Below are 14,368 nucleotides of genomic sequence, written 5' to 3' on the forward strand. Positions count from 1 at the left end.
TAAAGTCCCTCTATTGTTTGATTTTGGTAGTAGCACCCTGTTTTAAGTGCTTAAAATCTTTAATACTCTCTTTTGGCAGCGGCTTAGCATGAACAATCTGGGAGACGCAGTTAAATTTTACCCCTTCACTAAGGGAGTAATTACTGAGCTCAGCAGTGCTTGGATTAATCCCCTGCAATAAACTGATTGGGGCTACAAACTTAGGTGTGAGATGATAAGAATCCTGCTTAATATTGACACTTGCATAGGCATTACACATAGACACCGCCACTAGCCCAGCAATATTGACACGGTTAACGACACTGTTTACCTCACCTCCTGAATGTCCAGTCAAATTTTGACTCTTGTTGAAAGGGTCTACAGTATGATGAAAACCACCTTGATCATTTAAAATAACTTCGGGTTCTTGCAACTGCTTAGTATGTACCCCGTGATTTGCTATCTCGACATTCGCAAGGTGATCCATTCTTAATACCAGATTTTTATTCTCCATCCATTTTTCGATATCAAAATACTTCGCCCTAAAATGGTATTGATTAATGATCTCCTGCTCATTTAAGTCGAATGAAACGACTGTTCTAGTGGCTTTATGGCCTGGGGTTAATTTGTCGAAAGCTAACTGATGGGCAGAACTTCCGCCAGCAATCAACAACAATGAAGCCAGTGTTAATATCCTTTTCATAACGTTTTCCTCGTTTATTTTTAGTCAATCAGTCAATTGATGTAATCAATTCAACTTATTCAGATACTGCCAATGAGTCCACAAGATATTAGGGTCAATTTGGGTAAAAACAAAAGCGCCCCCTTTTTAACCCTCTAACTTTAATGAATTTTTATTTATTCCTGTTAATTTAAAATTTCAGTTTAAGTCGACTTATAAAACCAGCTAACGATGCAAATAAAGCTGACAACATGAAAATTTAGTAGAGGGAAATACAAGATGAGTATATTAAAAAAAACATTAATCAGTATGTGCTTAATCAGTGCTTCAGGAATAGTAGGAGCAACCACAGTAACAGGTAATGTGGCTGTTGATAATGACTTTATTGTGGTGCACTCACCAGGCAGCGGAGCCCAAAATAACGTGGTTTATCGTGGTGCTCATGGTAGCCAGTGGAGAAATGTTGAATCATTTAATTTCAATATTAAAAGCGACCCTAGCGCATTAAAAACCTGTTCAGTCAGCGTTATTGCTTGGGGAGATGGCAAAGTATCACAAGGCATGTCAGCCATTTTGAAAGCTGATAATGCGGTTTACTCAGGTTCAGGAAGGTTTAAGGCTTATCAATCAAATATCACCTCGTCGGGTTGGGCGCAAAATGGAGGACCCAATGCCTCACAAATTAACGCTTTGATCTCAGCCTCTCTAGCAAATGGGCAATCTCCCTATAACTTCCCAGGGACTGTTGCTTCAGGCACCTCTCCTTGGGGCTCCCTTAACTTTCCGTTGGCGAACAGTGTCAATACCAATAACTTTAAATGGATCTGGTCAACCAACAACCTACGTAAAAAAACCTATTCGGTATTCACCACCACTTGCGATAACTTAGTCAAAGCTAAGCCTGTTGCTGTTCCCATGCCTGGTGAACATTACCAATGTTACAATGTGAAAGAGGGAGATAGATTGCCCAATGAAACAATCATGATTGAAGATCAATTTGGCAAAACGAGGGCGGTATTAGGCAAGCCAGTGCTTCTGTGTAACCCCTCTTCTAAACGCCATAATGACAAGTTCTTTAGAATACAGAATAAAGAGCGACACTTGGTCTGCTATAACTATGTGAAACAAGACAAGGTGAGAAGTCAGCGTTTGGAGATAAATAACCAGTTCGCACCGGATCAGATTGTGAATGGTCAAAGAGAGCTGTTTTGCGTCCCTTCAAGCAAAAAGCACCTTTCACGAATTAATCCTGGTAGACCCATTAAAAAAGAGGCCGGAGTATCAAGACCCCTTAACTTCAAAGCGCATTAAGTAAAAGATATTGCGTTTAGCTCAAAAAATTAGCCAATGAGTTAAACGCAATTTTATTAATCTATTACCTTACGCGACTAAAACGGGGAAAGAGCACCTTGCCATTGAAAGTGGTTGTTTGCTTTCTTCGTTACCATCCCTTCACTAAATAAGCGCGTGAAAATCTTATCAACCTCATCGGGCCTTAGATTAAGTTGCTTAACAACCGCACGCTTACTGCAAGTCACTTGATTTGAACTTAGCGCATCGAACACGCGTTCATAGGGTGTTTTTTGTGGTTCGTTAAACGACGTGACATCAAATTCACTATTGATTGTTGGCGTAAAATGGCTCAGCATTTCAGGCTCTTTCATCTCATGCGTCGTAAAAGCATCGATAGTAATCGGTTTCATGCTTCGAAATTGATGGCGAAAACGATTCTCCTCACCTATCAAACCCACAAAAAATGCCGCAAAGAAATCCAGCAGTATAGAAAGAAAAACCACCAACCCCAACTGAGCAGTGTGAGGACTGGTATTCAAAAACACCGCTAGGCCATCGATAAGTCCAATAACAGAGCCTTGTTCAGCCAGAGGTAAACTGTCTCTTTCCATCGCCAGTTTTTGCTGCTCTTCTCGTAAACGTTTGTTCTCTTTTTGTATGCGAACAACGCCGACTGCAATCCGCTCCATTTGAATGTATTTCTCGGCGGCTATATTATTAAGCGCTATCTGTTTATCAATAGCGGCTATCTGCATGTCAAAGGCATTAACTTTGCTCTTTTGTAAATCAACATGACTTTGTGCCTTCGTGGTCGCACTGTTGATGCCTCCCACCGAACCACCAATTGAAATGGCAGCAAGGACAGCATAAAAGCCTAACGCGAAAATCATTCCTGAGTAGTTGCGCCTTGCATGACGCTCCCCGACCTCATACCAAGCAAAAAACTTACCCAGTTCAAAGGTAATGGCCAAGCCTCCAAACAGGAGTTGCATCAACGGATTATCATCAATAGATAAAAAGAGCAGCAATGAAAAGATAATGGAGGCAAGGATTGAGGCACCAGTGAAACCGTAAACGCTCCACATGGCAAAAGGGCCTTTAGGGTAGCGTACAGCTAAATTTTGGTCATAAAACATAACAGGCTTCTATTTCGCTCATTGTCTGGTAACTCACCAGACGAAAAATGGAGCGTAATGATACCTTAACTTGGTTCCATCCTCTTAAGGAAATCCTTTGAAACCCTTACTATAGCTGGATTGTTACCCAACTTTAATCTTTCCGGATAAAACTTAAACAGACATGGGTTAATTAGTATTCAGCGTTTGTTATCGGACCTAAAGGTTCCATGATAAGAAAACAAGTAAAATGGTACAGCCCAACACTGACGCAGGGCTGTACACATAAGCTTGTTAATCTCTTTGCAGTGCCACAATCGGGTCAAGCTTTGCCGCTTTTTTGGCAGGATAGAGCCCGAAGCCAACCCCTATGGTCATGCATACCCCCAGCGCTAAAATAATCGCGAATGGAGACCAAGCCACTGGCCATCCCGCCGCTGTTGATATCACCATTGCTAATAACAAGCCCACACCAATACCAATGACGCCACCCGTTGCTGATATTGCGATGCTCTCAATCAAAAACTGACGGGCGATATCTTTTCGTCTCGCACCTAATGCTCGCAATAAACCAATCTCACCCGTGCGCTCCATAATCGTGGCTAGCATAATATTCATGATCCCTATCCCGCCCACCAGCAAAGAGATACCGGCAACACACGCCATGACGATATTGAAAATTTGTTGGGTTTTTTGATGCTGCGCTAACAGATCCGCCGGCACGACGATATCGTAGTCTCTCTCCCCACCATGACGGCGATCAATTAAGTGCCGCAAGCTTTTGGCCGCCAAAGAGGGATCCACGTCTTCAGATATCGACACTTTAAAGGTATCTAATTCATCTTCTAGAGGCTTGAAATTCAACTTCTTCAGTGCCGTGGACAACGGAATGAACACTTGATTGCGCTCCCCCCCTAGCTTCACACCTTGAATTTTAGATTGCCCCACATCCGCATCGGTTAAGACACCAACAACAGTGAACCATTGATGGTTTATCTTAATCACGCTACCGATGGCTTTACCGTGAGGAAACAAACTCCGCGCTGCTTCAGGCCCTAATACTGCAACTTGCCTATAATGGCGATCATCACTCTCATCAAAAATGTCACCGGTACTTAGCTTCAACGCACTCAGCGAGAAGTAGCTAGGAGTCACACCTTTTACTTGTCCGTCACTTCGCCCTTCCAAACTAAATAGGCTAAAGGTCTTAACTTGTTTTTCAGCGCTCCATAATTCAACAAAAGGCAGCGTTTCTTTGGCGCTTTCTACGTCCCTTAAGTTCAAACCTAAACTGTGCTCTCGTATTGATTTTAACGCGTCCCCGTCAGCCGGTCTGGCGTTAACCACTAAATTTCTAACCCCCATGGACTCAATCATCTTAAGCGCTTCACGCTCGGCTCCTTCACCGACACTTAGCATCGCAATCACAGCTCCCACACCAAATATCATGCCTAATAGGGTTAATGCTGTCCGAAGCTTATGATGTCGCATCTCATCAAACGCTTGCTTTATGCCTTCGATATACACCTTACTTTGCCCCATTAAATGCGTCATACCCGACTCCTTTTTGGCGGCGTCGTGAGGGCAATAACATCTCCCTCTGTCAGTCCCGAGGTGATCTCAGTACGATTTAAGCTTCGACTTCCTAGGCTCACCGCATGCTTTGTAAAGCTGTCATCGGTTTTCAAGTAAACCCAGTACTGGCCATCTTTATGAAAGATGGACTGGTTTGGCACGGTTAATACGTTATCCAAACTTAACAGATGCACGCTGGCGCGGACTTGTCTGCCTGGTTGCATAATATCCATTGATGTTTTATCTAAACTCACAGTAAATTGAAAGTAGTTAACTGGACTGTCTTTATCTTTAGGTTTGGCTAATGCGTCCAGTTGTGTGACTTTTCCGAGGAAGGGTTTGTCAGGGTAAGCGTCCAGATAAACGGTAGCGTTTTTTCCTATCCCAAGCCCTGACGCTTCTGACTCCTGTACATACATTTTGGCTTGCATAACCGAAGTATCTGGTAACAAGCCAATGGAGAACCCTGACCACATCATGTCTCCCACCACCGGCAGCGATCCATCCCATCCAGTTTGATAAACAAAGAGACCATCATGAGGCGCGATGATCTCCATCTGCTCTAAATTATTCTCAAGCCTGTCTATTTTTGCACCATGACCTTTTTGCTTTAGCTTAATCAGCTCCTGCTCAGCCTCAGCTTGAGAGCCATGTTGCCCTAAGCCCCAATCAAAGTAGTGCATCTTAGCCACTAGGTAATCTTGGTTTCGCATCTGATCGATGATCTCAATCTTGTTATAGACACGTTCATCCTCACTGAAATAACGCTCAGCAAGATCCTTTTCTTCGCTGGTTACTTGAGTACCTTGGATCAACGTTTGGCTTATTGTGTTATCTTTTTCGGTCTGGATCAGACTATCAAAGCCCAATTTATCGTAATCAAACTGCTCCATCTTCAGGCGATAGCTTTCCCGTTCAGGATCCATTCTAGCGACGACATCACCGGCTTTTACTTGAGTAAAATCATCCAGTATCCACGCTAACGATTGTGGACCTCTTAAACCTGTAGGCACTGTCACTGCGGTTGACTGACTTGCTTCTAGTTCGCCAACCGCACTAATATCGACGGTAAAATCGGCGCGTTCAACTTCCATGGTGAGCACACCATCCACATGTTGCTGACTGCACGCTGAGAGGGTTAAGCAAGCAATCAACAAGCTTGTTAGCAAACCTGTCGTCGATGCCGCCTTAGGGCTAGCAAGACTCTTCATTTTCTCACTCATGGCAAGAGCACCTCTTGATCTAACGCTAAACCGGATGTAATTGAGACCTGATCTTTACCCATAGCGCCTATGGTGACGGGCAATCTCTTATCACTAAACAGCCCAGGTGTTAACACAAATGCTTGACCAGCATCGTAATGCACAGCATCAACAGACAGAAGTAACGTCTCCTCTTCATTCGCAATATCAATCGATATTTTTGCAGTCATACCGGGTCTCATTAACTCAGTGTCCGGTTTATCGATGCTGGCGACGGCATCGAAAATGACCAAAGGAACATCCTGACTTTTATTGCGAAACACGGCACCAAGCTCAATAATTTTGCCCGTGAATACTCTCCCTGGATCCGCATCGAGTGTGATTTTTAATACTTGGCCTATTTTGACTCGACTTGCTTCAACCTCTGGAATCGTCATATTGACCAGCATATTACTTAGGTCTGGGATACTTAATACCGCATCGCCCATGAAAACTGACTGTCCCTCTTTAATCTTATTCCCCTTCGAGTCATTGCCATAAACCACCATGCCCGGACGTGGGGCCAAGAGTGTTAATGAATCGATTCCTCGCTTCAGTTGTCCAACCTCCGCGGTAAACTTCTGACGATCCCCCGTCAGCATCGCCAACCTTTGTTTAGCACTTCGAGCTTCAAGCGCCAGCTTCTGCTCGGTTAACATCAGTTTATCCTTGGCTATCTCAGCATCTTTTTGATATTTCACTTTCTCGATGGCCGCCACGGTTTCATCCGAGAGCTTGTATTTACGATCAGCTTTTTCTAAATTCATCTTGGCTTCGGCCAGAGATAATCTCAATTCTTCAAGTTTTTGAGCGTTCCTTAGTTTTGACGTTTCGATATCTTGCAGCGTGGCCTCTAATTTGGCCGCTTTTACCGAAAGGCGCTGAGTAAGCTCTGAGGTATCGAGTTGAGCGACCAAATCCCCTTGCTTAACTTCAGCGCCTTCAGGAGCTAACTGCTTAACCTGATATTGCCAGACCCGACGTATCACAGGAGGCATTAACGAGACGGTGTCCGCAGAAACAAGCTCACCAGTTGCCTCAATACTTTGGCTTAAAATGCCTTTCTCAACCGATGTCACAGGGGCATTATTGCAAGCAGTCAACAGAGAAAGAGCAAGCAAAGTCAAGGAGCTGACAATAGACGCTCGATTAATAACACTGGCCGACACAGCCTTAATTCTGTGTTTCATAAACCCACCTCTGTGGTGATTAAGACACTCATCCCTGGAATAATATTGACGGTCTTATCCGGCTCAAAGTTAATGCCCACTTTGAACCAATTACTGTTCCCCCAAGCTGTTTGCTTCTGCCCTTGCCGACCAATGTTGTTAATCTGGCCAGTGAAACTCATGTCTGATTGCGAGTCCAACCTAAGGTTTACCTGACTACCCAAGGTTATCTTGTCAACATCAACTTCATTCACCCAAGCCACCACTTCTAACTCTTCCATCGAGGGTAAACTGGCGACTTGGCGCCCTACCTGTACCGTGTCTCCCACTACATATTTTTTATCTGAATTAGGATCGCTACCGTAGAGTAGCGGCCCTTTGATTTCAGCTTTCAATGTCAACCGCTCGATACCATCTAACGCTTGTTGTAATTCCAATTTAGCTCGACGCCTATCAATCGCCAGCTGTGCCTGACTGGCCATTTGCTTATCCAGTGCCTCATTCAATGCCTGCTCCGCTTTCGTCAGTTCACTGGTGGCTTGCATTAACTTGAATTGATTCTCTGCATACACTTTGGCCGCAATGTAATCAGCAGGCACTTTGGCATCAAGCAAACTCTTATCTCGTTCTGATCGCTTTTGCTTCAGATCAAACTTGGCCTGCAACACAGCAGATTTTAAATCTATCGACATACTCTGCTCTTGCGCTGTGACTCTGAGTAGACTCGCTTCTAATTGTTCAATTTGATTATCTATTTGGCTTTTATCGAAAATAATGACAGCTTGACCAGGTGTGGCTATCTCGCCTTCTGGCATCATCCACTGTATTTGATATCGCCAAGCGTCACCCGCTTTAGGCACCATAAATGACTGTGATTGAATCGAGGATATTTTTCCAGTTAACAGTAAGGATTCCGATTGAACAGGATTTTCTCTCACCAGTTCATTCGCTGTGACAGTGGGGAGATAACTAAAAAAAAGCGGTAAAACCAGTGCTGATAACCAGCTCACAGTACGCCGTTTACAAGAAAAGTTAAGCGACATGTACTCTCCGATCTTCTATTTCTACAATATTACCATCACGCATGCGAATCACACGTTGGGCATAAGCCGCCACTTCCTCTTCGTGGGTGACAAGAATAATCGTCTGCCCCGCTTTATGTAACTCTGTAAAAAGCGCCATAATCTCAACTGAGGTCTTACTGTCTAGTGCACCTGTTGGTTCATCAGCAAGTAAAATGGCTGGTCGATTAACTAAAGCACGCGCGATAGCGACTCTCTGCCTTTGACCGCCTGAAAGCTGATTAGGTCGATGATCTTGGCGTGTGCCTAACCCAACTCGTGTTAACAATTCACTTGCGTATTGAGTGTCGTTATTTGGGGGATTTGAGAAGCGTAAAGGCAGCAACACATTTTGAAGCGCACTCATACGAGGCAACAAATGGAAGCTTTGAAAAACAAAACCAATCTCTTTATTACGAACAGCCGATAATGCATCATCATCTAAACTCGCGACCTCTTGATCATTAAGCTGGTAACTGCCGGTACTGGGTTTATCTAAACAGCCAATAATATTCATTAACGTCGACTTACCTGAGCCTGATGGCCCCATGATGGCAACAAACTCATTTTCATTAATCGTAAAGTCGACTCCCCTCAAAGCAAATACGGATGTATCGCCCATCTGATATTCTTTGGTTAACCCACTGACTTTGATCATAATGCTCACTCAAACTGATTATTCGTCGATAAAGGGTTTGAAAGTCAATGCCCGGATAATGGGATTAACATTTCGATAACTCTTTAAAAAAATAAGAATTAATATATAACATACCGGATTAAGATGTTAGAACCTTAAGATACACAAAGTTCAAAAAATTGACAAAGTTCTCCACAACCTGATAAGTGAAGAATCCTGTAATAACGGGGTAAGATGCAAAATAGAGATGAGAAGGAGGATATAGCTAACTCATATTTCAGGGAAATATCTAGAAATAGATCCCTAATAAACTAAAAATGGAAATGCCAGCAAATGGTGCCCATTGAAACAGATTTCGATAGGGGGACTGTATCTCACTATCAAAGGCAAGAAAAAGTTGCCAGATCGCGAACATCCCAAAGTTAAGTGCCACAAACAGTACTAAACCAAACCCTTGCATACTTGATATGACATCAAAGCCGCAAGCGGCGAGAACGAACGTAGAAAGCACAATGAACACAGAGACAAAATGAAAAAGGCAATGGATCTCTTCTTTTACGACCGGCTCTAGATCAGATTCCGCCATGGGAATGATATATCGCTGTCGACCATAACTGAAATGACCAATAAAGGTCATTAACCCCATTACTGAAGCTGCAATAAAGAAATAGTTCATACTTGGCATCCTCTATTTTGTTTCTAAATTAACCTGATAATGATATAGACAGAGAATAGCTAAATAAAATTTCATCACAAATGCGTTACATCGTCGCCATAATCCAGTAGTCCAGGCGTTTTTGAGGCGCAGCTAATAGTGTCTTACACGACACTTTATACTTCCCCATCAAGCTACCTAAACTTTTACTATTTGGCAGGCTAGCTAACTGCTTCTCTTTAATTTCAGATAGCTTACTTTCTACATCTTCTTTACTCTGATATTGCTGAGCTAATGACACTGCCTGCTTTGAAGAGTTGAGTAAACGGTCGCCCACAGCTTGCATCTGAGGAGCATTCATATTAGCGATAGCGCTAGAGCTTATCTGATAATAAGACGCACACTCCAATACTTCATTGTTAAAAGCCAACTCCGCCTCGCTTGGGTTAGGTGTCGCCATCGCTGAAGCACTTAGCAATAAGCCCACAGGCACAGCAATAAGACTTTTACTTGTCAAAATACGACTTAGATTCAATTTGTGGATGGCAACATTTAACATTGAAACTCCTTAATACCAATCAGTATAAAGATTTGATCGCTCAGCGAGAGTTTAGCGGTCCTGAGGCAAGGTCATTAATTGCTCCTGCATTAATGACATTCACCACATCCATGTGGCTTGCAACGAGTGAAGAGCATAGTTATTCTACGGTTAAGCTCGCTAACACAGGATCAGAACCGCTAAAACTCGCCTGTAAGGAGTGTTTTTGGCTGCCTATTTCTGCGTTGAATGAACTCACAAGGGAACAACCATTATGTCATCCATTCGCCTTGAATTAGTTTGCCAAAAAACACTCTGAGTAGATCAACTTCTTATATTGATTGGTATAACACAATACATACAATTATAAATTGTTATGTTTTACTTTAGTTATCACTGAATATCAAGTGATTAGATAGGCTGTCTGTGTGCGGTTTTGAGCCAGTGGCATTAACATGCCCGCCGCTAATTATTCCGCAACTAACGCATGTTTCGATAACCTAGCGAGCAAATTCTCTTTTACCCAAGGCCATTCGCTATCGATAATAGAGTAAATCACAGTGTCTCTTACAGTACCATCAGCCAATAGTTGATGATTTCTCAACACACCATCCTGTTTAGCCCCTAATCGAGTTATCGCTTCTCTAGATGTTTGATTGCACCAATGCGTCCTAAACTCAACAGCCATGACATCCAATGTTTCAAATGCGTATTGTAATAAAAGTAACTTAGCTTCTGAATTCACTCCCGTGCGCTGGGCTCGTTTGGCGTACCAAGTGTAACCAATTTCTAATCTACAATTTTTTTGATCCCATCGACAGATCCGTGTAGAACCAATGATTTCACCCGAATGTGTATCTCTGACAACAAAGGCTAATGCTTCCCCCACTTTCTCTGATGCTAGCGCGGTTTCTATATACAGTTTCATCTCATCAGGCTGAGGAACACTGGTGTACCACAATGTCCAAAGTTCACCATCCGCGGCGGCCAGTGATAATGCGGCGGTATGTTCCAGAGTCATAGGCTCCAATACAATATAATCACCCGTTAAAAACTCACTTTTGATCTCATTAGCCACAAGCACCTCGTACTTATCATTATTTATGCCTAGTAATGAGCCATTGGTAATAGTCCATTACATTTACACTACCCTTTGATATTAGGTATAAATTTACTTTAATCCATCATTAATTTATACAGTAATATATCAGAGTCATCATCCCATTTCTGTCGGCAATAAAACTGCATGCCCAGTTTTTCTAACACTTTGATAGAAGCATCATTTCCCAGACTGACAATACCCATAAGCTCTAACATCTTTAATTCTCGAGCATAATCCAATACACCTTTGGCAGATTCTACGGCATAACCCTTTCCCCAAAAATCCGGTAAAAAAGCATACCCTACGTCAGGAAGTAGCAAGTTTGCTCGCTTAACTAAACCTGATAAGCCTATCGGCTCACCCGTACTGATAAGTTCAACCAGATAAAGGCCAAATCCATGTTCGTGATAACTGGCCAATGGCCCCTCAATGATATACTTTTCAGCCTGATACTGGTCCCTCACCCCTCTGTCACCAATATTGTCTAAAAAACCAGGAGTATTGAGAATATCTAAAATAAAATAGGCATCTTTTAACGTTAAATATCGTAATCTTAATCTGTTTGTTTCTAATACAATCAAAATCCCACCTGAAATCTTACCCTCTGATTTTTAGACTATACTTTGTTCAGTCTTGCAGAGGAAGCGACCGTTATGTCCAAGAAACGTACACAAGTTAGTCAGTATTATGTGATCGCAGCCGTTGTAGCCGCAGAACTCAACCACACCTTAACTTACTGTAAACAAATCAATCTTACCGCGAGTAATGCACAAGCAGCCTCTTCTAGAGTGGGTAATGCAGCACTGGGATTTAAGGCCTTAACTGGCTTTATCGATGACCTTGCTTGCTACACCATGAAAGCGGCAAAAGATATCAATTTTTTGGCAAATAAAGCCAGTAAAATGGCAACTGAAGTCGCCAGAGCAGCCACCGCACTTAAACACTTTGAAAAAGCGAAACTTAACTCTCGCAATGCGGCATATTCTCAAACCATCTTACCCGCATTTAAAAATATAACTGACCGACATGCAGAACTTCAAAGCGCCTTTCAAAAAATCATCAACAAGATGGAAGTGGAATTGTTCGATCTAAAACGAAATCTGAGAACAGCAAACATTCTCGCCTCTATTTGCCGAATAGAAGCTTGCCGCGTCAATATCGCTAATCAAGCCACTTTTAATGATGTCGCTAACCGCGTCGATTTTGTCGCAAATAAGATACGTCAAAGGGTTGATAACGCCATTTCGTTGTTCGACACGTCAACACAAAGCAGAGCCGCATAACACATTTCAACCACTCAAGTTTGACAGGGAGCACATATAGATGAAGAGTCAAATACTCGTTGAAACGCCCAGCCATAAATGGATATATTTTGGGCGAGATCCGGAAAAGCCAGACAAGATTATTGATACTAATCAATATATGATGGTCACTGAACGAAAAGCGCTATTGATGGATCCGGGCGGTATTGAACTTTTTGCACCAATGCTTGCTAGTATTGTTAAGCACATTCCTCTCGAACAATTGACCCACCTTTTTGCTTCTCACCAAGACCCCGATATTATCTCCTCTCTCGGACTTTGGGATCAAACACTACCAGAAGCTAAGCTCTATTCACCTTGGATTTGGGAAGGCTTTATTCGCCATTTTGGGATGAGTAACATTAGTTATGAAGCGATACCTGACGAAGGGAGCCGATTGATATTGGATCAAGCTGAGGTGCAATTTATCCCTGCTCACTATCTCCATGCATCGGGGAACTTTCATGTCTACGATCCAGCGACGAGAGTACTTATGAGTGGGGATGTTGGTGCCGCACTAGAGGACGCTAATGCCAGTATTTTTGTCGATGACTTTGATGAACACGTAAAAAAGATGAGCTTTTTTCATCAAAGGTGGATGCCTTCAAATTCAGCAAAAAATGACTGGATTGCTAGGGTAAGAAAACTGGACATCGAATATATGTGCCCACAGCACGGGAGAATATTCAAAGGAAAGCAAGTTGGACAGTTTCTTGATTGGTTTGAAAAACTGGAAGTGGGTCAAGCGATCACCAAAAATTCAAGTTAAAGAATATCGTTATCCAACAAACTGAATGAAAAAACGCACTTATTTTGAAAATAGGTGCGTTTTTTATTGGCGATAAATCCCAGCCATGATGCTTCTACAGGTAGCGAGTGAACTCACTTCCCTCTTTTCTCGCTTTCAGCGGAGCGTTAACCACAGGCGTACCTATGTACAAGAAACCCACTATTTGATCTTTTTCACCTAGTCCTAAATTTTGATGCACCTTAGGATCGAATGCGACACTTCCAGTTCGCCAAATCGCACCAAGCCCTAATGCAAAGGCGGCTTGCTGCATTGCCATCGTGGCACAGCCAGCAGCAATAACTTGTTCAAGTTCAGGCACTTTACCATGCTCAACAGGCTTGGCAGCAACGACTATGACCATGGGTGCACGAAGCGGCATTGAAAGCGCTTTAGCCTGAGTCGTATCATTAGCATCATTGTGAATAGCAGCATCAACAAATATCTCACCGAGACGCCCTAACCCCTCACCTTGGGCAATAATAAACTCCCAAGGTGCTAAACCGCCGTGATCAGGTACTCGTGCGCCAGCATCTAAAATCGTTTTTAGTTGTGCTTCATTTGGTCCTGGCTCCACAAGACGTGGACAAGATTGTCTGGTAAGTAATAACTCAATAGCGTCCAAAACATACTCCTACTTATACTGATTGGTACAACAATAACAAAGCTTTACTTGGTATAAAAGAATATCCCACCTAATTGGTGGGATATTCTTTTATTGATACCAGTCAGTATAAAGATTTGATCGCTCAGCGAGAGTTTAGCGGTCCTGAGGCAAGGTCATTAATTGCTCCTCGGCTCTAGCATCCTGCTTCGCCCTACCTCCTATGTCCATATAGTCGTGCATTAATGACATTCACCACATCTGACCTCCATGGATGGAGGAAATGTCTTAAGTATGTCGGGAACATACAAGACCATATGGTTTGCAACGAGTGAAGAGCATAGTGAAACTAGGGTTAAGCTCACTTTTGTTCCTTAAGAGTCACAGTATCAGAACCGCTAAAACTCGTCTGTAAGGAGTGTTTTTGGCTGCCTACTTCTACGTTAAATGAACTAATAAGGGAACAACCATTATGTCATCCATTCGCCTTGAATTAGTTTGCCAAAAGACACTCTGAGTCTGACGAATCCCCACAAAAAGAGATGAATAAATAATGAGATAGGTGAAATAGTGAGGAACATTCATGGCATTTGGTGATCAAATTTATCGCCAAACAAAAATTACCACGA

At 42.7% G+C, this 14,368-nt stretch carries 15 protein-coding genes; 3 read left to right on the forward strand and 12 right to left on the reverse strand.

Annotated features, from left to right (window positions below; genetic code table 11):
• Positions 1-10: 10 nt before the first annotated feature.
• Positions 11-682: a hypothetical protein gene (locus FN961_RS18740; protein ID WP_144041705.1), complete on the reverse strand. Its 672-nt coding sequence runs from the start codon at positions 680-682 to the stop codon at positions 11-13.
• A gap of 258 nt (positions 683-940) precedes the next feature.
• On the opposite strand from FN961_RS18740, the gene FN961_RS18745 reads away from it, so the two are divergent.
• Positions 941-1,972, forward strand: coding sequence for a DUF7450 family protein (locus tag FN961_RS18745; RefSeq protein WP_144041706.1), 1,032 nt, complete (start codon positions 941-943; stop codon positions 1,970-1,972).
• A 77-nt stretch (positions 1,973-2,049) separates the two neighbouring features.
• Here the strand turns inward: FN961_RS18745 and FN961_RS18750 are convergent, their stop codons facing one another.
• The 10 genes from FN961_RS18750 to FN961_RS18800 form a co-directional block, all read right to left on the reverse strand.
• Positions 2,050-3,090 (reverse strand): Preprotein translocase subunit SecY, encoded by a 1,041-nt coding sequence (locus FN961_RS18750; protein ID WP_144041707.1) that lies wholly within the window; start codon positions 3,088-3,090, stop codon positions 2,050-2,052.
• 273 nt (positions 3,091-3,363) lie between these two features.
• The gene (locus FN961_RS18755) at positions 3,364-4,623 is read right to left on the reverse strand and encodes an ABC transporter permease (protein ID WP_144041708.1); all 1,260 of its coding nucleotides are present in this window, start codon (positions 4,621-4,623) and stop codon (positions 3,364-3,366) included.
• Positions 4,620-5,867 (reverse strand): efflux RND transporter periplasmic adaptor subunit, encoded by a 1,248-nt coding sequence (locus tag FN961_RS18760; RefSeq protein WP_229814734.1) that lies wholly within the window; start codon positions 5,865-5,867, stop codon positions 4,620-4,622. The genes FN961_RS18755 and FN961_RS18760 overlap by 4 nt, the downstream gene beginning before the upstream one ends.
• Complete coding sequence (locus FN961_RS18765) at positions 5,864-7,075, reverse strand: efflux RND transporter periplasmic adaptor subunit (RefSeq protein WP_144041709.1); 1,212 nt, start codon at positions 7,073-7,075, stop codon at positions 5,864-5,866. Before FN961_RS18765 ends, FN961_RS18760 begins: the two co-directional genes overlap by 4 nt.
• Positions 7,072-8,097 (reverse strand): HlyD family secretion protein, encoded by a 1,026-nt coding sequence (locus tag FN961_RS18770; RefSeq protein ID WP_144041710.1) that lies wholly within the window; start codon positions 8,095-8,097, stop codon positions 7,072-7,074. Before FN961_RS18770 ends, FN961_RS18765 begins: the two co-directional genes overlap by 4 nt.
• Positions 8,087-8,773 (reverse strand): ABC transporter ATP-binding protein, encoded by a 687-nt coding sequence (locus FN961_RS18775; RefSeq protein ID WP_144041711.1) that lies wholly within the window; start codon positions 8,771-8,773, stop codon positions 8,087-8,089. The genes FN961_RS18770 and FN961_RS18775 overlap by 11 nt, the downstream gene beginning before the upstream one ends.
• Positions 8,774-9,041: 268 nt before the next feature.
• Complete coding sequence (locus FN961_RS18780) at positions 9,042-9,428, reverse strand: hypothetical protein (RefSeq protein ID WP_144041712.1); 387 nt, start codon at positions 9,426-9,428, stop codon at positions 9,042-9,044.
• Between the two features lie 85 nt (positions 9,429-9,513).
• The gene (locus FN961_RS18785) at positions 9,514-9,867 is read right to left on the reverse strand and encodes a hypothetical protein (RefSeq protein WP_144041720.1); all 354 of its coding nucleotides are present in this window, start codon (positions 9,865-9,867) and stop codon (positions 9,514-9,516) included.
• A 547-nt stretch (positions 9,868-10,414) separates the two neighbouring features.
• Positions 10,415-10,966: a GNAT family N-acetyltransferase gene (locus tag FN961_RS18795; protein WP_144041722.1), complete on the reverse strand. Its 552-nt coding sequence runs from the start codon at positions 10,964-10,966 to the stop codon at positions 10,415-10,417.
• A gap of 155 nt (positions 10,967-11,121) precedes the next feature.
• On the reverse strand, positions 11,122-11,628 hold the full coding sequence (locus FN961_RS18800; RefSeq protein WP_144041713.1) for a GNAT family N-acetyltransferase: 507 nt from the start codon (positions 11,626-11,628) through the stop codon (positions 11,122-11,124).
• A gap of 72 nt (positions 11,629-11,700) precedes the next feature.
• Between FN961_RS18800 and FN961_RS18805 the strand changes: the two genes are divergently transcribed.
• Positions 11,701-12,330, forward strand: a complete 630-nt coding sequence (locus tag FN961_RS18805) for a chemotaxis protein (RefSeq protein WP_144041714.1) — start codon at positions 11,701-11,703, stop codon at positions 12,328-12,330.
• A 40-nt stretch (positions 12,331-12,370) separates the two neighbouring features.
• Positions 12,371-13,117, forward strand: coding sequence for an oxygen-binding di-iron domain-containing protein (locus tag FN961_RS18810; protein ID WP_144041715.1), 747 nt, complete (start codon positions 12,371-12,373; stop codon positions 13,115-13,117).
• Between the two features lie 94 nt (positions 13,118-13,211).
• Here the strand turns inward: FN961_RS18810 and FN961_RS18815 are convergent, their stop codons facing one another.
• Positions 13,212-13,760, reverse strand: coding sequence for an NAD(P)H nitroreductase (locus FN961_RS18815; protein WP_144041716.1), 549 nt, complete (start codon positions 13,758-13,760; stop codon positions 13,212-13,214).
• Positions 13,761-14,368: the final 608 nt, after the last annotated feature.

The organism is Shewanella hanedai, assembly GCF_007197645.1.
GTDB lineage: Bacteria > Pseudomonadota > Gammaproteobacteria > Enterobacterales > Shewanellaceae > Shewanella > Shewanella hanedai.

Bases quoted from the DNA above. Each gene is read 5' to 3' on its own strand.
- FN961_RS18740 (WP_144041705.1), bottom strand. From the start codon at position 682: ATGAAAAGGATATTAACACTGGCTTCATTGTTGTTGATTGCTGGCGGA.
- FN961_RS18745 (WP_144041706.1), top strand. From the start codon at position 941: ATGAGTATATTAAAAAAAACATTAATCAGTATGTGCTTAATCAGTGCT.
- FN961_RS18750 (WP_144041707.1), bottom strand. From the start codon at position 3,090: ATGTTTTATGACCAAAATTTAGCTGTACGCTACCCTAAAGGCCCTTTT.
- FN961_RS18755 (WP_144041708.1), bottom strand. From the start codon at position 4,623: ATGACGCATTTAATGGGGCAAAGTAAGGTGTATATCGAAGGCATAAAG.
- FN961_RS18760 (WP_229814734.1), bottom strand. From the start codon at position 5,867: ATGAGTGAGAAAATGAAGAGTCTTGCTAGCCCTAAGGCGGCATCGACG.
- FN961_RS18765 (WP_144041709.1), bottom strand. From the start codon at position 7,075: ATGAAACACAGAATTAAGGCTGTGTCGGCCAGTGTTATTAATCGAGCG.
- FN961_RS18770 (WP_144041710.1), bottom strand. From the start codon at position 8,097: ATGTCGCTTAACTTTTCTTGTAAACGGCGTACTGTGAGCTGGTTATCA.
- FN961_RS18775 (WP_144041711.1), bottom strand. From the start codon at position 8,773: ATGATCAAAGTCAGTGGGTTAACCAAAGAATATCAGATGGGCGATACA.
- FN961_RS18780 (WP_144041712.1), bottom strand. From the start codon at position 9,428: ATGAACTATTTCTTTATTGCAGCTTCAGTAATGGGGTTAATGACCTTT.
- FN961_RS18785 (WP_144041720.1), bottom strand. From the start codon at position 9,867: ATGGCGACACCTAACCCAAGCGAGGCGGAGTTGGCTTTTAACAATGAA.
- FN961_RS18795 (WP_144041722.1), bottom strand. From the start codon at position 10,966: ATGACTCTGGAACATACCGCCGCATTATCACTGGCCGCCGCGGATGGT.
- FN961_RS18805 (WP_144041714.1), top strand. From the start codon at position 11,701: ATGTCCAAGAAACGTACACAAGTTAGTCAGTATTATGTGATCGCAGCC.
- FN961_RS18810 (WP_144041715.1), top strand. From the start codon at position 12,371: ATGAAGAGTCAAATACTCGTTGAAACGCCCAGCCATAAATGGATATAT.